Here is a 22185-nt window from a genome sequence, read left to right as displayed (position 1 = left end):
CTCTTTATTTAACTTAAATGATTATTAGTGTTTACTTGCCTTACATAGTAAAAAATCAACAATATACAATCAATTTTAAATAAAATAACAAGTCTATCTTTTGATATTGTTTTTCCTACAAAAATAACGATTAAAAGGAGCCATTTTAACGGCTCCTTTTAATGAATGATTAATCATTACTTATTAATCATTAACCTTTTACACGATAACGACGCAATGCCAATAACCCTAAAGCAAATAAAGCAATTGCCGATGGCTCTGGCACGGCTTGTACCGATACAGGATTAAAGTCTTTATCTTCAGCAAAAACATCCGCCAGTGTAAAATCAGCACTAACACTGCTACTTAATGCCGTAAATTCAAGCTGACCTAACTGGAATGACGTACCTAAAAAGTTACTCCAGTCAGCTAAAAAACCGACTTGAATGGTGAGTAAATCTACATCGGCAAAAATATCGTCATAGTATGTATTATCAAATACTTCATTTGTGATACTAAAACCTTCGAATGACAATTCTGTATTGTTAAACAAGTATTCAACTTGTAACCAATCAATACTCGGATTAGCCTCATTAATAAATAAATCAACTAATACCGTATCACCTGCATTATAGGTAACTTGGTCGCTTGTGGTGGTGATTAAACCTGCATTAACGTTGAACGCTAACAACGTTAAAAATGTTAATATTACTTTTTTCATTATCTATACCCTTAATTAATTGAACATCGGCTACGTGTACATAACGCGGTAATACCACGAACATCGCGCGTATTTACAACACCGTCGTTGTTAAAGTCGTAACGTAAATCTGTTATTTCGTTGTTTCTGGCCATTGTCGTAAACAAACGTACGTCTAAGGTGTCTACATCAGAATCGTTGTCCATATCGCCTAAAACCTCTACATTTGCAGAGATAGTAATAGGAGATAAATTACTTAAAAACTGAGTACTACCATTAGACGATTTAAAACGTGCAGTTAGGTTGTAGTAGTGGCCGGCGTTCAGCTCGTCTGACGCTTTTAAGTCGCCTTGAGTTGGATGTACTAATGGAATATCAACTGTTAACCAGCCATTTTGTTGGCCAATTGAAGATGACTCGCCCACAACAACGCGTTTTACTTGAGAACCATTTTCTCGTAGTTCTTGCAAAATAAACTGAATACCACCTGTTACACCTGCAAATGAACTTGATACCACGGTATTATTAGCGCCAGCTTCAAATTTAGCGGTTAATGTTAATATTCCACCTTTTGGATATACCGTACTAATGTATTGGTTTACATCATCAACCGTAACTCCCGGCTCTCCATTATCCACAGGTTCTTCTGGCTCTGTAGGTTCATCAACAGCAAGGATATTGATTGGCTGAACGCCTCCAATTTTATATAACGTACCGTCAGTCGACTGAAAAGCGGCATATAAAAAGTAGAAGTTACCACTAGGTAATTCAGCTGAAGGTAAAACATCCACTAATGAGATATTCGCGCTCGCAACACCACTTTGTTTACCAATAGCAGTGCCATCGTAGGCTAATACGTCTTTAACTAATGTCCAGCTTGCGTCCATTTCCCGTAAGAAAAACTTAACACCATTCAAGTCAGCTGCAACCGTTTGACCACTACCTGCTTCAAAGTTAGCCGTTACGGGCAGTGTTCCACCAGTTGTATATGTGGTTGTTAAATATTTATTATCATCATCTAGCGTTAATGATGCTTCAACAGGAGTGGCTTCGGCTTTGATTGTAATAGGTTGTACACCACCAATTTTGTAGGTAATGCCATCGCTTGATTTAAACGCGGCAAATAAGAAGTAGAAATTACCTGTAGGTAAATCAGCAGTTGGTGTAAGACCCGCTAATGATATTTTTGCGGTAGCTGTGCCCGATTGTTTACCTACGGTTGTTGCATCAAACGCTAACGTATCTTTAACGACTGCCCAACTTGCGTCCATTTCCCGTAAGAAAAACTTAACACCATTCAATTCACCTTCTACGCTATGTCCTGTTCCTGCTTGAAAATTAGCAGCTACATCAAGCGTACCATCAACATAATAAGTGGTTGATAAATATTTAGCGGCGTCATCAAGGGTTAGTGATGGGGTTGCAGGGTCTGATGGATCAGACGGGTCAGTTGGATCTGTCGGTTCTCCGTCAGGGTCTAGCGCGGGATTTAATCCACTCAGTAATACAAACGCTATTTTGTCAGCATTCCATTGCCACAGACCTTCTTCACCAATACTTTGAATACGGATAGTATGCGTACCCACAGTAGGTACAAGTAGATTGTTAGTCACTATCGTGCTTTGCATAATATCCCAGCTAGTGGTTGAAGGAATATCTGCCGATCCTGAAGAAACACCATTAATGAATACTTCTACGCCCGTACCGCTAGCAGTAGGCGTACCTGCATCAAGAATAAAACGGTAAACTCCGGCTTGTTCAAACTCAACCTCAAATTCAGCCCAATCACCCGTTTGGTTAGTATTTATGCCTTCATCGCTCGCAACAAATCCAGCAAATGCACCGCCGGTATTGCTCATAGTTTCAGCTTCAATTTCTACAGGTGTCGCAGTAACATCGATTTCATCAATCACGTTAACAATAATACTGTCTTCATGACTACCATCGTTTGACGTAACCGTAACGGTTGTTGCGCCAGCAGAAACGCCTGAAATAAGCCCAGAGGTATCTACTGAAGCAATACCAGCATTCGCTGATTTCCAATTAACAGACAGATCTGTTGCATTATTTGGTGTAAAGCTCACATTAGCTTGATAACTACCTGGCAGTACAATTACACCGATGCTTGGTAAGTCGACAGCCTCTACCGCAACACTGGTCACATTAACGCTAACAGTATCACTAGCACCTCCGCCAACGGCTTCAGCTTTAATAATGGCATTACCTGTACCAACTGCTGTAATTAATCCATTGGTAGATACAGTAGCAACAGCATCATTAGATGAAGACCATGTAACCTTTTTATTAGTTGCGTTAAATGGCGCTACACTTACATTAAGCTGTAGTGTTTCATTCAGACCTAAATCAGCGCTCTCTTCACTAATATCAACACTGCTCAGTTCAATCGTAACTACAGTAACTTCATGCTCTGCAATCAATACGCCTTCTGCAGTTGTTGCTGTTATTGTTGTTGTACCCGCGCCTGTACCTGTTGCAAGACCGTTTTGATCAACCGCTACAATGTTAACGTTAGAACTTGTCCAGTTAACGGTTTTACTTTGCGCATCGATAGGTAAAATGTTCGCCGTTAATGCAATAGTCTCTTTAATAAAGACATTACTTTCGCCTGATATGGTTAAATCAGTTGCGATAGTACAAGGGTCACAACTTTCAGGAGTCGTTCTGTTTAGATTTTTATCTGTAGTCCATAAAGAAAGGCTTATTGCTGTAAATGCTCGTGCAGATGCTACATTGGCCGTAATTACGTTATCTTCAGATAAATATTCTAATGGTACAGGTATCTCAATTAAATTTAATGATACGCTACCTTCATCAACTTCAGGTCCCATGTAATCGAAATGTTCGGTCATTACACCGCTAGCATTTGGATTAATTTGCGTTGGAACATCAAGTGTATGTCCGTTAATGGTAAAGCTATTATTAGTGGGCTTTGACGCATGAAATGGATAAAATTCAGCAGCAATTCTTAATGTAGCTTCACCATTTGTAGGTACAGGCACATCGTTAATGTTACCCGTCATACTTGTGCCAGTAATACGATGGATTTGACCTTTAGCAGCAGCGCCTTTTCCTGCACCAGCTAAACTTTCTCCGTAGTATTTTTCCTCAACCATTGTTGATGTTATTGATACATTTTGATTGTATTCAATATCTAAAATGATCGTTGAACCAGGTTCTAATGTTACGCTTTCAGGCAAGCCATCTAGCGTAGCTTTAGCCAAGACTGGACGACCTAAATTTACAGCACTTAGTCCTTCAGCTAAATATGAATGTTTCATATTCACACTTTTTACTGAATTGCTATTGTTACCCATGAACGATAAATCTACAGGAATGTTGTACCATTCAAGGTTATTTAGAATTAAGTATGTGTGATTACCGTCAACATAAGCGTCAACTTGTACATCGGGATCGCTTGAGTGAGTGTCAACACGAGTACCTTTAACGTCTGACCATAATTCATACCATTGAATTTTATCAGTTACATACCAATCAGCATTGTCATAATTTTCAGCAAGCGCTTCATCGGTTTGCATTAATGATGCTTCATAACGAATAGCTTCACCGTTAGGACCTGTTAATAACCCCCACGCCCCTTTGATTGGTGAAAATGGCATGGATTTAAGCACTTGAGATGGACGCGTTAGTATTTGCATGAACATTTGGTTAAATGTTCTTAAATGCAGCCAATCGGCATAACGATAATCGTTACCAATAAATTCTAATTTGGCATGTTTAGATGCTATTGCACCATATTCCGAAATAACCCAAGGTTTTAAGTTTTCTTTACCGTTAACTTGCGCGTCGTACCATTCCACCATATCTAAAATAGCTTCAGTTTTCATACCTCGACGGAAGGTACTGCCTTGTCGTGGGTTATCACCCATTTGAGCCCAGTCGTATAAATGGATTGAGTAAAAATCCATATTTTCGCCTGAAGCATCCATAAAGCCTTTCCAAATGGCATCCCACTGAAAATATTTTTCATCTTGGGTAGCCCAGTAATTTGAAGACGTTATCGATTGTAAAAAGTCTTCTAAATCTCCCTCTTCAAATGCATAACGAGATCTCACGGCTCTTTCTTGCGTAGGGAAACGTTCTGATAAATCGCCTTGCTCTAAATCATGAAGTCCCCATGTCATACCTCCTACAAGCGGACGTTGACCCTCAGGTAATTTTTTCTTAATTTCTTCAGCAACAAGATTATGGTATTCAAAAAGTTGCTCAAAACTCGACATCACAAAAGTACGACCTACGTTAATATCCATATCAGGTTCGTTAATCACTTCCCAATATTTAGGCATTAACACACCGCTGCTTTCACCATTTTTACGAAAAAATTGATCTAGGTATTCACCCACCCATTCTGCGCCATCGGCAATATGCCTAAGTACATACTTACCTGCTTCATCATCTTTACCTGCTAAATCGTTAGGCCAATATGACTGTGTAGGAAATGGACCATGTGGGGTAATACCCATAATCATTTCATTAGAACGAGATTCATATGCTCGTATGGATTCTGGCAAATTGTCGTACATATTATCTTTATGCCATTGGCCAAAATTTTTCAGATCAGCAATATCAGGCTTACCTAGATTGTTAGGATCTTGGCCTGTAGCCTTAAAAATCCACGATGCCATACCGTTATCACGACCAAAGTAAACATCTAGGTCGTTCATTAAGTAGTTCATGGTGTCAGCTTCGCCTTTCCAATCACCTTCTGTTAATGCTGCATGTACCGTAATATGCTTTTTACGATTGAAATCTGATACACCTCTAACTTCATGTTTAATATCTAAGTTGATATCTACTTTCACAGATTCCACTGCGATTGAGCTCACAGTAAAACCTAATGAGGAAGCTATGATCAACTGACTTATATAGTTCCTTTTCATATAACACCTTTATCATTTTAATTATCGTTATTATTGAATAGTTTTACCTAGCCGTATTTAAATACAAACACCAAATAGTTAACAATTAATTGTTAACTATTTATTTTATGGTACAAACACTTATTCATAGCTATGAAAACTATCAGTTATATTTCATTAATAATCAGTGGGTGATCTAATAACTACAAAATATCAAACGCTACTCTCGGTTTCCTTAAAAGTGTAACCGCACTAAAAAATAATGACCTTTAATAAAAAGAGTCATGAAACTCTTTTTAAATAAATACTTAATCGCTAACCTCACTGCTTGAGGCTATTAGTTTCTGCTTCAATTTCGATTGGGGTAATGCCTGAAATGCTATATTTTTTACCATCTGTTGATTCGAAAATAGAAAATAAAAGGTAGAAGTTGCCTTCAGGTAAGTTAGCCGTAGGTGTTACGCCCACTAGTGGAATACTACCTCTTGCTGTGCCTAAGCGATTGCCTATAGCACTGCTATCATCCACAACAATGTCGTTAACAACGACCCAGCTCGACGTCATCTCTCGTAATAAAAACCGTACACCACCACGTGCTTTAGTAACTTTATGTCCTTCTCCTGCATTATATTTAGCAGCAACATCAATTGTTCCGCCGGTGTAATAGGTTTGATAATATTTGTACTTATCATTGAGTGTTAGCGAAGGAGTATGATCTCCATTATCAGAAACAAGATTAATTGGAGTAATACCAGGAATGTCATATTTATTACCATTTGAAGATTCAAAACTAGCAAATAAAAAGTAAAAGTTTCCTGCAGGTAAATAAGCGGTGGGAGTTAACTTGTTCAATGGAATACTCGCCTTTGCTGTACCTGATTGAGTGCCTACTGCATGCATATCATTCACAACAACATCTTTAACAACGGTCCAATTTGATGTCATTTCACGTAACATAAAACTCACGCCACCATGAGTGCCCATTACCGTATGACCTTTACCTGCATTATAGTGAGCTACGACATCAATCGTCTTATCTGTATGGTAGGTTTGATAGTATTTATTATTGTTATCAAGAGATAATAACGGCTCCACTATTTTATTGTCTGAACGACCATCACCAGCAACAATATAAATAGGTGCTACACCTGAAATGCTATATAAGTTTCCATCTGTAGATTTGAACACCGAGAATATTAAATAGAAATTATCATCAGGTAAATCAGCTGTTGGTGTTACACCTGCCAATGATATGCTCGCCATTGCAATGCCCGACTGAGTACCTATAGTGTGGCTATCAGCCACAACGAAGTCGTTAACCACCAACCAATCGGGTGTCATTTCACGTAACATAAAACGTACACCACCATTTACATTGGCGACTGTATGTCCGGTACCCGCATTATAATTAGCCACAACATCAATAGTGCCATCAGTCGTGTAGCGCTTATAATATTTATATTTATTATCTAGCGTTAATGATGCTAATACGATAGTAGGATCTGCTTCAATTTTGATGTTACCAACACCATCAATACTATGAGTAATACCATCTGAACTTATAAATGAGGCAAATAAAAAATAGAAATTACCCGCCGAGAGATCAGCCGTAGGCTTAATGCCGTTTAATGAAATTGCAACAGTTGACGTTCCATTTTGATCACCAATAACTGTTGAATCGTGAATGTTAATATCATGAACCACCTCCCAAGCAGGTGTCATTTCACGTAAAAAAAACTGTATACCCGAACCATCAACCTGATTACCACTACCCGCTTCAAAAGCCACGGATACGTACATTGTTTTACCTGATATATAGGTGGTATTTATATGAGAAGTTTCATCAATAAGTGTTAAATAACCCTTAACCTCTTCTTCAATTGTAGCAACACCAACCTGCTGCTTTACCTCAATTTGGGCATTAGCATTGCTTTGTGTATTCGCTACTACGAGTAACAACAAACAAATAGCAAAAACAGTTACTTTAATATTTATTATTTTCACTTTATTTTATATCTCAAATTAAGTTGAAAACTCTCAGGTTATTTATCGTTAACTCTACAGTAACTTTATACGCTTACTTTAGAGTTAATAAGTTATGTCTCTTTATACAAAAATGTTTTTACAAACAAAAATACGATACAAAAAATAATCATACATAAATCAATTTCAGGTCATCAGAAAGATATTTATTAACTCATTTTCTAACAGTCTTTTGTCAAACTACATTAAATAAAAATCAAAGTAAACGTGAAAAACAGATACAATAAAAGTAGATAACTCATTTCATCAACAAAAATGAACAAACAAAATTAAACTTTAAATAACAACATCTTAATTAAATAAAAACACATAAAACACTATTTTAAATTCAAAAAAAATAATGTTTTTGTTCATAATTAACAATTTAATGTTCACTTTTTATAGAGATATTTTATTGAAAATAATTTACTATCTTGAAGAAGGAATTCAGATTGATAAATTAGAACAACTTAATGGATGAACTGAACTGATTGGGTTATTTAATCCACAGACATAAATACAGATAAAAACTATTTTTAATAGAATAATTTGATGATATTGGCTACCACAACGAAGTTACTTTGCTATACATAAGATAGATTCATTCAAAAAACTAGGCATATGGACATATATAAAAACACTTTTTTCACTTATTACCTCAAAAGCAAAAATAATATGTTTATCATGATAAATAAGCATGTTCTTTACGCCATGCTTTTAATACGCTGATGTTTTTTTCAATTCCCCTAGATTCAATTTTTTACACTATTACGCCAATGATCACAGGGCCATTTTTACTGTTGGTATTGGTATATTTCTCTGTAGTTCGTCGACATATTATTAGTCACTTTTCACTTCATGCCATTACAATAGTCAGCTTTGCAATATGGTTAATTGGCCGTCAATTACAGCTTTACGGTGATATCAATACCGCTCATTCCATTATGTATATTCGGTTTTTAATTTTATTTTCTATTGGTATTCCGTCTATGTTAATCGTTAATTTACTCTGTTGTAATATAACGATAAATCGCGTTACTACGCTATCCGCATATTTAGTGGGTTTAGTGGGTTCGTTACTTTTTATTGTGGTTAAAGATGGTTCTACCTTACAAATTCTTGTTGATGTAAAGTATGGTTATATCTTGCCTCTCATGATTACAGATACAACGTACAGCGATGTATTAATATTTGTTACTCTCATCTTGTTAGTTATCCCCAACAGCTACCTTATTTATCATCAATTAATAAAAAAAGAGAAAAAGGTACCTACATTACTCTTTTTAATTCACTCGCTTGTATTTGGGCTATCCTTTATTGGCGGCGAACTTTCCAAGCAATTTTGGCCTTTATATATTGTTTCTTATCTTACGGTTTCATGCTGGTATTGGATCATTTATCAAGACATCAAGAAAATGAAAACTCAGACAAAAAAACTAAAAAATGAGTTACAACAAATATTAACTAATAAAGAAAAAGAAAGTATTTCAGCAGATGTATTTACATTTCATCAAAATACTAATGAAATTGATCTCGTAAAAACAAATGATCCATTAGAAACCTCACCGAACAACGGTATTCGACCAACAAAGCGCAATAAAGAGCTTATTGATAAAGCGATTAACTACATAGAAAACCATTATCATGAAGATATAGAGCTTTCTGAAATAGCTCTACATAGTAATGTTAGCGACTCTTATTTAATTAGAACATTTAAGAAGGTGATGGGTGAAACTCCACACCAATATATTACAAACTATAGAATTCAGCTGGCACAAGATTTATTAAAAGAACATTCAGTAAATGAAACGTCCATTGCTGTTGGCTTTAAAAACTATAGTTATTTTAGTACATTATTTAAGAAAGTAACGGGCTTAAGCCCGCTACAATATCAAAAGAAATTATTGGGGAAAAAATAAATTCTGCTGTGTAAGCATCTAGCCAACACTCCAATTAATGCCTTTTTTCATCCATACAAATAAGCTAATTAAAGCACTAATAATTATACCCACACTAATGAATATTAATGTTTGGTTACTTAAAAAATCATTTTCAAAATATCTTGCCGCACTACATATGCCAATAAATAAACTAATAATTATTTGCACCGAAATTATATATTTTCGTGATGGATTAGCTTGAAAAAATCCCCACAACAACACAGTTGTTAATGCCGAAAATGATAATACATTCGCAACAATCAATTGCCAAAATAAGTCTAGAGACATTGTATTGTTGATGTATAAAAAAATAAACGCGATACTCAACGATACAACAGCACCCATTAATTGCTGATGTAAATATCCGCCTAATAAAGCCATATTAAATTGTTGTTCATTTTCAAATATCGGTGTAAGTCGTAAACGCGCTAAGTAACTTTTACTCGCAGTAAAGTTAATAACAGACTTCGACATCAATAATGATAAAATACCCCCACTATGAACTAGAAAAAGAATAATAATTGAGAATTCAAGGCCTTTTAACTGAAAAAACACGAAAAACATCACACAATTTAAGCCTATAACATTAATTGCACCACGAACATTCATTAAACTATTTCCGCCAGCAATAGATAACAACTCTACTTTAGATAATTGTCGTAAATTATTTAACTTGCTTATTACTGATTGGGCAAGTTGATGATCGGGCTGGAAAACATTTTTAATCCAATTGTTTTCATGTTTTTTGTCAGAATTTATATTGCTTATTTTTGTTTTAAGAATATTAGCTTCATATAAATTTATAATATTATTCACACGTATTGGAGATATAGTAAATTGTTCAATACGACTGACAGCCCAGTACAAACAGAAACACAACACGGGTAAACAATAAGTCATTACATCTGATAATACATACAAGATAAGTTCTTTCGGAAACGTTATATTCAAGGAATTAGCTATCATATTTACAATAGGGATAACAATTAAAGCCCAAGCTATTTTTTGATACCTAAAGCACAGCATTATTAACAACACAAACGCCATTTGCCACGACCATAAAGTGGCTACCGCTTGAACATTTGGTAATAGTAATAAGCTAGGTATTAAGCTACAAATAATCAAAACTGCTAGTGTTTTTTTTAGCTGTAAAAAATAATGAGGAATTAACTTAGCCTGATCCACATGCATTAAAATGAAAAACCGAAAAGCTATTTTTAAATAATAAAGAAGTGTTATAAAAAAAATAAATACGCCTACGATATGCAAAACATTGTTATTGCTTGAAATCTTAACCCTCATAAAAATAGTGAGTAATAAGATCAAAATAACAAAAACACGAAACAATCTCCCCTTAGTTAACACATGTAAAAGTATCATGCGATAACCTCTAAAAAGATGTCCTCTAGGCTTTGTAGAGACTCTTCTTTTAGAACATCTAATTCTTCAAAACGACAAATTCTACCTTCATGTAAAATGGCCACCTTATTAGCAACGCGTTCTAAATCTGACGTTATATGTGTAGAAAAAACAATGGTTTTATTATCATCACTCGCAATATTCACTAACTCTCTTAAAAAATCTCGACGACCTGCAGGATCAAGTGATGCCGCTGGTTCGTCGAAAATAATCAAGTCTGGCTCTGGTGCTAAGGCTAATATTATTTGTATACGCTGTGCTTGGCCAACCGAGAGTTGGTTTAGTTTTTTGCTTACATCTAACTGCCAACGTTGTAATAGCTCATTAACTTTTTCGTCGTTCCATGTGGTATAAAACTGCTTTTTAAAAGCGATTAATTCTTTTATCGACAACCAAGAAACTTCGTCATTTATTTGTGATACATAACCTATTCTAGCTTTATGGCTTGCGGTTAATTGCGTATTGTTTTGATCAAAAATGGTTACACTACCACTGTCTGCAGGGTGTACATTCACTATGGCATTTAATAATGTTGATTTACCTGCTCCGTTTTTCCCTAACAAACCAATGATATCGCCTTGATCAATGGTCCAATTCAAATCAACAAGAACGGGTACGCTTTCGTAACTTTTACATAAATTAGTTATTTGAATACATGTTTTACTCATTAGATATCTCCCTTAGCAAATAAAACGACATTGCTATCATCTATTAATTTATTTTCTATCAGTTGTTGTAATTCATTTAATGAAATGCCCATTTGTGCAGCTTCTATAATTAAATCCTGAATATTTTTATTCACAATATGAAGTTTTTCTTCATGATTTTGTACGTTATTAATTACAGCTACAGCCATGCCTTTTCCTCGTAGTCTAAGTAAAAAACCACGCTCTTCTAGCAAACTATATGCTTTCGAAATAGTCATAGGATTAACCTCTAATTCAAGAGCCAACTGCCTAACAGAAGGTACAAAGCTATTAGCGGCTAAACTTTTATTAATAATCATACGTTCAAGTTGATCATAAATTTGTTTGTATATTGGAATACCTGAACTTGGGTTAATCGTTAAATTCATATTGAGACTTAAAAACATAGTGTATTGGTATAGCAATGCACTATGTTTTGTTTTTCCAATAAATAATTTTTAGCTAAAAGATGCAAAGAAATATATAAGACAAACGTTAAATTACGAGCAGAATTTACAATGGTATTATTGAGTTTGCTTTACGCTATAACCCAACCCTGCGTTAATATCCGTTTCAAATCTCAATAAAATATTTAAATTGATTAACTTCGATAAACTGACCGCTAATTATTTACCGAAATTTTAAAAGCTAAAAACGATTATAAACACATGTAATAATTACACTTATTCACAATAATGATACACATGGTTACATCAAGTAGTGAGTAACTTTATTCGCTTATACGGCTTGTTCTCACTTATAATAAAGCCATAAAATTTTGAACACTTAATTAGGCTGTATTTTGATTTCTACTGACGTACTTATTATTGGCGCTGGTGCCGCAGGTTTAATGGCTGCTGCTACAGCGGGATATCGCGGCAAAAAAGTGATTGTTGTAGATATGGGTAAAAAGCCCGGTAGAAAAATATTAATAAGTGGTGGCGGCCGTTGCAATTTTACGAACGAAAACGCAACACCTGAAAACTACTTATGTAGCAATCCGCATTTTGTAAAATCAGCCCTTAGCCGTTACGGCTCTCAAAGCTTTATTGAATTAGTGGAGCGCCATGGTGTTGAATATCATCATAAAACATTAGGCCAACTGTTTTGTGACAACAGCGCACAAGACATTGTAGACGTTTTGATGACCGAATGTGATTGGGCCGGTGTAGAAGTACATTTACGTAGTGAAGTTTCTAGCATTACTAAAAACGAGCAAGGTTTTTTAGTATCAACCACCAGCCAACAATATCAATGTAATTCATTAATTGTCGCTTCTGGCGGATTAACCATGCCTAAACTGGGCGCTTCTCCAATAGGTTATAAAATTGCAGAACAGTTCGGCCTAAAAGTATTACCGACAACCGCAGCTTTAGTACCTTTTACCCTGCACGATTTTGACAAAGAACGCTTCGACGGACTTTCAGGCATTAGTATTCCTACCGAAGTTACCAGCGAAAATGGCATTACCTTTAAAGAAAATATTCTTTTTACTCACCGAGGTTTATCAGGCCCCGCTATTTTACAAATATCGTCATTTTGGCAAGCTGGCCAAGCAGTTACATTAAATTTATTGCCAGACCAATCAATCACTTCGCTTATTGAAGAATGGCGTGAAAACAGCCCGAAAAAATCACTTAAAAACATGCTAGCCACCTTACTACCTAAAAGCTTTATTGAAGCCATGGTAAGTAAAAATGAAATAACCGACAAAGCCATTAATCAGCTGAACAAAGAAGAAATCACACAAGTAGGTAAATACCTACATACTTGGATAATCAAACCTAATGGTACTGAAGGCTACAGAACTGCCGAAGTTACGCTAGGAGGTGTTGATACCGACGAACTTAGCTCAAAAACTTTTGAAGCGAAAAAAGTACCTAATCTGTATTTTATTGGTGAAGTAATCGACGTTACTGGCTGGTTAGGAGGCTACAATTTTGCCTTTTGTTGGGCTGCAGGTGTAGCGTGTGGGTTGGAGGTATAAAATTGTGTAGTGACAATAAAGTTCGCCCGTAGCTACTAAAGTTTGCCCATAACCAGTCTTATTTCCCTTAAAGTTTGCCCGTAATGTTTTTATTGACTATAATTTTAATCAATATTTTCTTACGAGTAACAAATATGGCGGGAAGGAAGCTTAAGACATTTGAAGACTTTAAAAGATCTTTAAAAAACAAATATGGTTTAGGAGAAGGTAAATCATACAAACCCTGGCTTCGAGTTCAAGATGTTAAATCTAGGGGAGTTCGTTCTCAAATACTTGGCCTAAAAACAGAGCGAATCCATCATACCCTCTCCTCTATAGAAACAGAGTTTTTCTATCTCGCAGAAAACTGTGATTCCGTAATTGATATTAGAGAGCAATTTCCTCTTTTCCCTATAAATTTGTCTATCAAAATTGCTAAAGCCCTAGGTGTCGATCATCCGACGCATCCAGAAACAGACGTACCCATAATTATTACAACAGATTTCCTTCTAACTAGAATCATAAATGGCGAAATAGTTTTTGAGGCTGTTTCTGTTAAGACAGAAGATGTATCGGATGAACTCCGAGTCTTGGAAAAATTAGAAATAGAACGCGTTTGGTGGGAACTATTAGGAATAAAGTTTTCCTATTTTGTGGGAACTGAATTAACACAAGTACAAAGTAGTAATATCAACTGGGCAACTCATCCGTTGCGAACAGAGAGTAATACTTACAATTCAAATAATTTAGAGGAAGCATTATCTCTTATGACACTAGGTAAACATTTTATACGAGATATTTGTAACCTTTTTGTAAGTGAAATGAATGTGGCACACGATGAGGCGCTCAACATTTTGAGATGCCTTATTGGAGAAAAAAGACTCATTGTTGATATTTCATATCCATTAGAGAATTCTGATTTTATAAACATATTAAGTATAGAAACTGCTCAGGAGGATTTAGCAATTGGAAATTCTTAATAATAGTGTCTGGAAAATTGAAAATTTTGAGGGTATTAAGCCTGGGCTTTACCGTGTTATTAAGATATTTGATGAAATATCTTGTTTGGTCATTTTTTACCTTGAAAATAATCAGGGATTAAGTAGGCCAGCAGCAATAGACTTACAAAAATTCAACCTTGGTATAAAACAGAAAGTAATATCCAAAGGAGAGTTCAAGTTACCTCCGCACTTATTTTTTAGTGAAGAAGAGATAGATAAAAGTCATTTACTAAAAAGAGATCAAAATTATAAATTAATTAAGAGCATCGCTAATAATTCTGAATTTATATTTGATTATGCAACAAAAAGTAGAGTACCAACTCTTGCTAACTATGCGAAAAAAAAAGGAAAAGATCGAAAAAGTATAGCAAGGTTATTAGACACTTTTTGGCGCTTTGGGCAGGATAAAAATTCCTTACTGCCTGCATATCAATATAGCGGAGGTTCAGGTAAGCAACGTAATATTAGTGACAAGCCTTTTGGGGCGCCTAAAACTACAAGAACTTTAGCTATTAATAGGTCGAAAACATTTATAATTACTGATATAGATAAAGAAAATCTTCGAAAGGCACTTGAGACACACCATTTAAAGCCCCACGGTAAAAGCTTAACTGAAACTCGTAAAGAACTACTGAGAACATATTATTCTGATGAAGTAAAACGAGCTGAAGCTTTAGGTGAATTACCCTACGTTCCAAGTTATAAGCAGGTTTTATCGTGGAAGAGGAAACTTTTTACACCAGAAGAAATTGTAAAAAAATCAACTACAGAACGTGATTTTTTGCTAAACAAAAGAGCTTTACTCGGCAATGTTACAGAAAAGTGGCCTGTACCTGGTAGTTGCTTTGAAATAGATGCAACTGTTGCTGACGTTCACATTGTTTCAAGCTTTGGTAAGCAGTATGTACTAGGCAGGCCAACAATATACTCTATCGTTGACCGAGCTAGTGCTTTGATAGTGGGGTTAAATGTTTCCCTTTATCACGCATCATGGAGAGCTGCGAGACAAGCATTAGCTAATGCATTTCTACCTAAATCTGAATACTGTAAAGAGTTTAATGTTGATATCCAGGATTCTGACTGGCCTTCCTCACATATCCCTCTACGGTTAATGTGTGACAACGGTGAAATGATAGGCTTACAGCCTCAAAAATTAGTAGTTCCTCTTACAGAGTTACAATTATCCCCTCCTTATAGACCTGATTTTAAAGCAATGGTTGAGCGAAGGTATGGTCTATTAAACGATGAAATAGTGCATAAACTCCTCGGAACTACAAGAGGTGGAAAAGTGGTTCGGGGGGACAAAGATCCTAGAAAAGATGCAATTTATACTTTACAAGAATTTACTACTTTATTGATTGATGCAGTGCTTGAATTGAACCGTTCTATCTATGATAGCCTGGCAACTTCTAGTCCTCTTTTAATCGAAAAGAACTTACCTCCCACTCCTTTGAATTTCTGGAAGGCTCACATATCTGAGCATAAGCATGCATTAAAACTTGCAGACTATGATGATGTTATCAGTCGTTTATACCCACCTGCAAAAGTTAGTATGACCCGTGATGGCATAGAACATAACAACATGTATTACTCTTGTGATCGAGTTGTAAGAGAAAATCTGGCTTCAATAGCTAGGACGCATGGACAATGGCAGTTGGATGCAAGAATAAATGAAAATACGACCAACTATATTTACGTAAAACTTAATAAGGGTGAAGGCTTCACTAAGTGTAAGTTACTTCGAAAAAGTCATATGCTGAAGAGTTACCCAATGCATGAATCTGAATTCGTTTTAGATTGGCTTGACTCAAACCATGAAGCAACCCCTATTACTGTAGAGTCTATTGACAGTAAAGCTAGAAGAAAAAGTGTAGAAAAAGAGGCGAAATTAAGAGCTAAAAAAGATGACCTGACATTTATTGAAAAAACCAAGAATACACGAGAACATCGCAAGATTGAAATTGAAACTAACGCTAGTAAAGTAGAAAAAATTACTAGCCCAATACGCCAGGATAGCGGTCATCCCAAGCCAAAAGTAAAATCAAGCGAAGTTGTTTATTTACCTCGCAGAAGACCTAAAAAAGGTAATTAACAAATGCGAAAAGAAAAAGCCAAATACACTAAGGCCATATTGCCAGAGTACCAAGGCAATCCATTCATTGAAGCTCTACGACCCAAAGCGAGCCAAGAAGAGGTGATGGAAGCGTTTAGCTATTATCCTGAATTAGATGAAGAAATAAGAAAGCACGTAGACCCATTAGTAAGAGAAGAATATACGGTACGACTTAAAAGTTTACGACAACCATTACCGTTATACTTTAAAGTGTTCAGAGCTATTGAAACGGCAATTAAAACGGGATACTCAGCTAAAAACCCGTTAAGCCCGACAACAGCACAGTTTTTACATTACCCTGTAGATGAAAAACCTGATATACCGCCTCATACTGGATATTTTGAACCTAAGGGTGACGGTATTACGCTTGTTGGTGAAAGTGGTGTCGGGAAATCCAGTATGCTTGAGCAGGTGCTAAACTATTTTCCTAATGTAATAGGGCATGATAACTATAACGGTCAAATCATGGAGCATAGGAATCAAATTGTTTGGCTAAAAGTTGATTGTCCTAATAATTCAAGCGTTAGAGATTTATGTGAAGAAATATTAGCAACGTTAGATCAAGCTATTGGGGATCAACGTACAAAGCCTGAACCAACCATTGGTAAACTTACTCGCCAAATAGAACAAAAAATAAAGGCAAACTTTCTCGGTATATTAGTGATCGATGAAATGCAGCGCCTTGAATTTAAGCGAACAGGAGGTGAGAATAACTTACTTAACTTCTTACACAGCTTAGTAAACAAGTTGGGGGTTCCACTTTTTTTCTGTGCTAATCCTCCATTTAATGACACTCTTGCCAAGACCTTAAAAGCAGCAAGACGAGCTGAAAGTGGCGGATATTTTAAGATGAAGACTTTAACTCGTGATAGTAAAGGTTGGGATTGTTTTGTTCACGAATTATGGGATTTACATTGGACAAATGTTACTACAGAGCTAAGTGTTGAATTGAATGATAAATTGTTTGAATTATCTGTTGGAAATCTTGATATGGCACATCGAATATATCGAGATGCCCAAAGGCTAGTGATAGGGTCTGGGGATGAACGGATGTCAACCGCAGTGCTAGAACAAGCTCACATTTCAGCTTGTGGCCTATCATCTAAAACTGAAGAAGTTAGACAACTTCGCGAAGAAAATGCATTACCCAGAAGAAATAAAAAAGCAGATATTCTAAATTCAACAGCTAATAGAGAACAAAAAAAAGTTGATCAAATGATTATCGGTGATATCACTAGACCTCAGCATCCCGAATTTGAACATCAACTTCGAGACACTCTCAATGCTGTTGATTTACCTCTTCGCATTAACGATCCAGATCTACTGCGAAGGGCAATAGATGAGAAGAATCCGCTGAAATATTTCAAAGATAATAATGTATTGTGTAATGACCCTTTAGAACAGTTCAAATAGGATAGTCTAAAATATAAGCCAAATGCTTAATTATTTTTATTGGTGCAAAGATGCAACTCCCTAACGCATTACCTGATGAAACTCTATTTAGTCGATATGTACGGCATATGACTATTTTAGGTATGAAGGAAAAAGATTACTTAAAATTATTACTTAATAAACCACGTGCCAGTATTCACCCATATTTAACGATAGGAATCAGAAGAGCATCAGAAATATCAGAAAATAGCCCATTAAAGATATTTAAAGAACAAACGTTAGGTAGGCTCTTTTCTTATTTTATGCCACATAGAGAAAGCGACATTTATAGATCGATACTTGCTGATGATGGTAATGTAGCATTTCGTGCATGTCAGTTGGTTAGCTATAAAGAATCAGAAGTATTATCTCTAAAATTTTGCCCTATATGTGTCCAAGAAGATATTAAATGTTATGGTGTTTCCTATTGGCACCTAACACATCAAATACCTGGTATTGAAGCCTGTCATTTACATAAAACATGGCTTTATCATAAAGAGTTACCAAAAAGACCTCACATTAAACCCGGCCTATTACCAATAACGTATCAAGAGTCTAAAGTCTGCTCAGATCTTAGTTATAAGTTTTCAAGTTACACAAGTAATTTTCTAAAGGAAGTCATCTACAACAACAAATCATTTAACCAAAATGATTTGTTAACAAAAATACGTAATAATAATTATATGTATAGTGATAAAAGGTTTAAAAGAAGTGAGCTAACATCCGATCTATTTAATTTCACAAAACGATTAGAGCACATAGATATGAATCTATTACCATACTCTGAGTTCGACTACACATATTTGTCAAAACTACTATCAGGAAAAGTATCTCAACACCCTTTTAAATACCTACTTATTAATTTCTGGCTCAACCAAGTCCCACCCCCTCCTGCAAACAAAAAATATCTTAATAATAAAGACTTAGAAACATCAGAAAATATAGAAAAAGAATGTGAAAGATTATTAAAACAAAGAAAGTCTTTGGCTGAAATTAGTAGGTTAACAGGTAAGAGCAGGTGTTATATAAAATCAATTGCAATGAAAAAGCATATTCCTACCTCAAAAAAACCCAGAGTTATTAAAGATAAAATAATAGCCATTATTATTTCTATGGCCCACAAAGGCTTTCACCGTAAAGTTATCGCAAGTCGTTTCAATATCTCAACAGGAAGCGTAGAGCAAATAATATCATCCGTACCAAATTTGGTTAAGTTAAGAAGGCAATATAAATTTGAATCCAAAAGGCGCAGGTATAAAGTACAAATATTAAGAGCATTGCAAGAAAAGCCATCAGCTATAAAACAAGAAATTAAACAATCTTGCTATGCAGCTTTTCATTGGCTTAACACTCATGAAAAAACTTGGCTAAAATCAACATTACCTACTCCAACAAGACCCCAAATTCGCTATAAGGTAGACTGGAGAAAAAGAGATGTGGAGTTAGCAGTTAAAGTTAGTACTGTCATGAAAAGTAATAATGGAACTATATCTCTGATTAGATTAGATAAAGAGATTAGCGGTCATGGTTGGCTTATACGCATGCAACATAAACTACCTTTAACAATGGCTGTGTTTAATAATCTGAAGGCAAGATAAAGTTATACCCACTAGCTCTAAAAAAGAACTAGTGCGCTAAGAAGTAAATTAGCTCTTTAAAACAAATGAGCCATACCAGTTAGAGTCGATCTCCAGGTCATAGTCTGACGCGGGTCGAGATGTTTTAGACTTCTTTAACTTTTCTTCATACGACAACTGAGCAGACTTCTGTGTCAAAGAAGCTCTGCCTTTAAAACTTTTTTTGTTTACAGTTGTTTTATTTTTCATTTAGATTTTGAAGAACCGTTTTAGGTCTCTAACTCCAATATTATTAGTACAGTATTGGTTAATATTCGTTTCTCTGCCAGTCGATGGTACGCGTTTTGCGATTGAATTTCCATTTTCAATGGCAATGTACTTAATTGCACCATTGAATTCTTTTGACCATTTTTTTTGATTTCCGTTCAATTCAAACTGCCAATCTAATAGTTTTTCATCAATAGAAGAAAGAGCATTAGTTATTTCCAACACTGCTGAGAACCTATCATCAGGGGAAGGTTTCAAACATTTGGTAATTGTTTGTTTAAGCTTTTCAGGAATATGTTCAGGGTATGCTGTTCTATTCGGAAACGCCTCATTTCTTAAAGCACTTACAAACCTAGCACGATCAAAAGTGCCAGCAACAACATAACTCATAAATTGACGATTGAACTCTCCATTGCCCACACACATTCTATATAGAGTTAACCCTACTTGGTAAACATCAAATGCTGTTGTATATTCATTCGCCGCAAAGCACTCTGGAGGTAGCTGTTTTACATACATTTGATTCGGCCTGGCCAAACCTAAGGAGTTTGTATGTTTAGCTAACCCAAAGTCTGAAAGTAGTGCTTCTCTACGGTGGCTTAGTAAAATATTGTCAGGTTTTATATCAAAGTGAATAAGCCCTTTAGAGTGTATGTTGTGAAGCCCACTTACAAATTGGCAAGTAAACTTTATTATTTCTCTTACGGTTAAAAAGCGCTGCTCCATTAGTTGGGCTAGTGAACCGTTAGGGAAGTATGGCATAGCCAAATATATGAAATCGCTATCTTGGCAAGCGTAATTTATTGGAACAACGTAAGGGTGCGTGCTTTTATATAATAACTTTGCTTCATCAAACAGAGCATCAGCAACACTATTTTTATTAATTCTCTTTATTACAAGTTCAGCATCTAAAGCCTGATCAAAACTCCTAAATACTTGTGAGTTACGCCCTTCTTGCCCTATCTCCTCTCTAAGTTCAAACTCAATCTCGGCAACTGTATTAACACTAAGCATTCGATGCACCTATCGCAGTTAATACTGCTTCCCTTTCTTTTTCTGACAACTCTTGCCAATTTTCGATATCATCGTGGTTCACATCACCTTTAACTAACGGTTTAATGCTTTGTCGGTCTAAATTGTTTTTGGCGGCGATGGTGCTGATAGCTCCATAGTAATAGTTATCTAAATTGCTACTTGCAAAAGCTTCCTGAATAACGCCCTCAATTTGTACTCTGTCAATATTCAATTGCCTTGCTGAAGGCTCTGAAAGACGAATTCCTGCTTTTTCAACTTCATACTCGCGCAGAACATCTAAAATATTACAACGTATATATTTAAGCCTTTCAGGGACTGTTAATGCGTTGGGTATAGCTATCTCTTCAATATTTATTATTGAGTTTTCAACTGTGTCGAAAATACTAAACGTAACTTCAGACGGAGAAACTCTCATTCCTATAGTTTTCAATATTACCTCCTTATTTATAATTCCATTTTCCCAGCTTGTTCTACTTCTTCATGGCGTTTCTTCCAATCAGGGCAATGGCTTGCAACTAGGTTCCAAAATTCTTTATTGTGTTTTTTTTCAACTGTGTGGCAAAGTTCGTGGATAATGATGTAATCGATAACGCTTCCTGAGAATTCCATAATTTTAGGATTAAACTCAATAACGTTGTTCTCAGTACAGTTACCCCATCTGCTTTTAAGTTTTTTAATTTTATGAGTAAGAGCTTCTAAGCCAGTTTCTCTCTGCCAATAGCGGATTCTAGTGCCCAATTTTTGAGAGGCTTTTCTTGAGTAAAAGCGTTCTAGTTCAAGCTTAAAATCTGCTAAAGGAATAGGACCTTTTTTGGGTGACCGGATATAAAACTTACTGTGATTAAAATTAATCTCAACTCGCTTAATCGAATCATCATGAATTAGCTCACAATAATAGGAACGCCCTCGATACACAGCTCTGCTGCCTGTTACGATCTCTTCTTTAATTGGTTGATTGACTTCAGCAAGCTTTTGTTTAATCCACCTAGCACGTTGCTTAATCAGTTCTTTCTGCTGTTGTTCACTAGCATTAGGGCCTCTGAGCAGAGTGGTTTTATCACGTTCTACGGTGATATAGTGACTTTTTAGCGTATTATCTAGCTTAAAAAGCCACTCTATTGTTGTTTCACCATAATTAAAGACAGGCATTT

15 protein-coding genes are annotated in these 22185 nt (G+C 35.6%); 6 read left to right on the top strand and 9 right to left on the bottom strand.

Annotated elements, in window-relative coordinates:
* Nucleotides 1-190 precede the first annotated feature (190 nt).
* The 3 genes from AC0L5Q_RS14075 to AC0L5Q_RS14065 all read right to left on the bottom strand — a co-directional run bounded on the left by AC0L5Q_RS14075 (nucleotide 191) and on the right by AC0L5Q_RS14065 (nucleotide 7581).
* Entirely contained in the window at nucleotides 191-700 is a 510-nt protein-coding gene (locus AC0L5Q_RS14075; protein WP_473609880.1) for a PEP-CTERM sorting domain-containing protein, read from the bottom strand.
* 11 nt (nucleotides 701-711) lie between these two features.
* Entirely contained in the window at nucleotides 712-5598 is a 4887-nt protein-coding gene (locus AC0L5Q_RS14070; protein WP_473609876.1) for an Ig-like domain-containing protein, read from the bottom strand.
* A 300-nt stretch (nucleotides 5599-5898) separates the two neighbouring features.
* A complete protein-coding gene (locus tag AC0L5Q_RS14065) occupies nucleotides 5899-7581 on the bottom strand; it encodes a hypothetical protein (protein ID WP_473609873.1) in 1683 nt (560 codons plus the stop codon).
* Nucleotides 7582-8327: 746 nt separating this feature from the next.
* Here AC0L5Q_RS14065 and AC0L5Q_RS14060 point away from each other — a divergent pair.
* Nucleotides 8328-9518, top strand: coding sequence for a helix-turn-helix domain-containing protein (locus tag AC0L5Q_RS14060; protein WP_473609869.1), 1191 nt, complete (start codon nucleotides 8328-8330; stop codon nucleotides 9516-9518).
* Between the two features lie 18 nt (nucleotides 9519-9536).
* Here AC0L5Q_RS14060 and AC0L5Q_RS14055 read toward each other — a convergent pair whose 3' ends face one another.
* From AC0L5Q_RS14055 to AC0L5Q_RS14045, 3 genes are all read right to left on the bottom strand, one after another.
* Nucleotides 9537-10730, bottom strand: coding sequence for a hypothetical protein (locus AC0L5Q_RS14055; protein WP_473609867.1), 1194 nt, complete (start codon nucleotides 10728-10730; stop codon nucleotides 9537-9539).
* A gap of 185 nt (nucleotides 10731-10915) precedes the next feature.
* Entirely contained in the window at nucleotides 10916-11626 is a 711-nt protein-coding gene (locus tag AC0L5Q_RS14050; protein ID WP_473609863.1) for an ABC transporter ATP-binding protein, read from the bottom strand.
* Nucleotides 11626-12033 (bottom strand): GntR family transcriptional regulator, encoded by a 408-nt coding sequence (locus AC0L5Q_RS14045; protein ID WP_473609859.1) that lies wholly within the window; start codon nucleotides 12031-12033, stop codon nucleotides 11626-11628. The genes AC0L5Q_RS14050 and AC0L5Q_RS14045 overlap by 1 nt, the downstream gene beginning before the upstream one ends.
* A 413-nt stretch (nucleotides 12034-12446) precedes the next feature.
* On the opposite strand from AC0L5Q_RS14045, the gene AC0L5Q_RS14040 reads away from it, so the two are divergent.
* The 5 genes from AC0L5Q_RS14040 to AC0L5Q_RS14020 all read left to right on the top strand — a co-directional run bounded on the left by AC0L5Q_RS14040 (nucleotide 12447) and on the right by AC0L5Q_RS14020 (nucleotide 19753).
* Nucleotides 12447-13631 carry a BaiN/RdsA family NAD(P)/FAD-dependent oxidoreductase gene (locus AC0L5Q_RS14040; protein WP_473609855.1) on the top strand — a complete coding sequence of 395 codons (1185 nt, stop codon included), beginning with the start codon at nucleotides 12447-12449 and terminating at the stop codon, nucleotides 13629-13631.
* Between the two features lie 83 nt (nucleotides 13632-13714).
* On the top strand, nucleotides 13715-14590 hold the full coding sequence (locus AC0L5Q_RS14035) for a TnsA endonuclease N-terminal domain-containing protein (RefSeq protein WP_473609852.1): 876 nt from the start codon (nucleotides 13715-13717) through the stop codon (nucleotides 14588-14590).
* Complete coding sequence (locus tag AC0L5Q_RS14030; protein ID WP_473609848.1) at nucleotides 14577-16703, top strand: transposase; 2127 nt, start codon at nucleotides 14577-14579, stop codon at nucleotides 16701-16703. Before AC0L5Q_RS14035 ends, AC0L5Q_RS14030 begins: the two co-directional genes overlap by 14 nt.
* 3 nt (nucleotides 16704-16706) lie before the next feature.
* Nucleotides 16707-18137, top strand: a complete 1431-nt coding sequence (locus tag AC0L5Q_RS14025) for an ATP-binding protein (protein WP_473609844.1) — start codon at nucleotides 16707-16709, stop codon at nucleotides 18135-18137.
* A gap of 50 nt (nucleotides 18138-18187) precedes the next feature.
* Nucleotides 18188-19753: a TnsD family Tn7-like transposition protein gene (locus AC0L5Q_RS14020; protein ID WP_473609840.1), complete on the top strand. Its 1566-nt coding sequence runs from the start codon at nucleotides 18188-18190 to the stop codon at nucleotides 19751-19753.
* 228 nt (nucleotides 19754-19981) lie between these two features.
* Here AC0L5Q_RS14020 and AC0L5Q_RS14015 read toward each other — a convergent pair whose 3' ends face one another.
* From AC0L5Q_RS14015 to AC0L5Q_RS14005, 3 genes are read right to left on the bottom strand one after another with little or no spacing between them, the layout of a single operon-like run.
* A complete protein-coding gene (locus AC0L5Q_RS14015; protein ID WP_473609836.1) occupies nucleotides 19982-21013 on the bottom strand; it encodes a serine/threonine-protein kinase in 1032 nt (343 codons plus the stop codon).
* Nucleotides 21006-21464: a hypothetical protein gene (locus tag AC0L5Q_RS14010; RefSeq protein WP_473609832.1), complete on the bottom strand. Its 459-nt coding sequence runs from the start codon at nucleotides 21462-21464 to the stop codon at nucleotides 21006-21008. The genes AC0L5Q_RS14015 and AC0L5Q_RS14010 overlap by 8 nt, the downstream gene beginning before the upstream one ends.
* A 14-nt stretch (nucleotides 21465-21478) precedes the next feature.
* Complete coding sequence (locus tag AC0L5Q_RS14005) at nucleotides 21479-22183, bottom strand: M48 family metallopeptidase (protein WP_473609828.1); 705 nt, start codon at nucleotides 22181-22183, stop codon at nucleotides 21479-21481.
* Nucleotides 22184-22185 lie beyond the last annotated feature (2 nt).

Source organism: Pseudocolwellia sp. G5-9, assembly GCF_055808995.1.
Note: the sequence above shows the minus strand (reverse complement) of the source record. Positions and strands in the feature narration are given on the sequence as shown.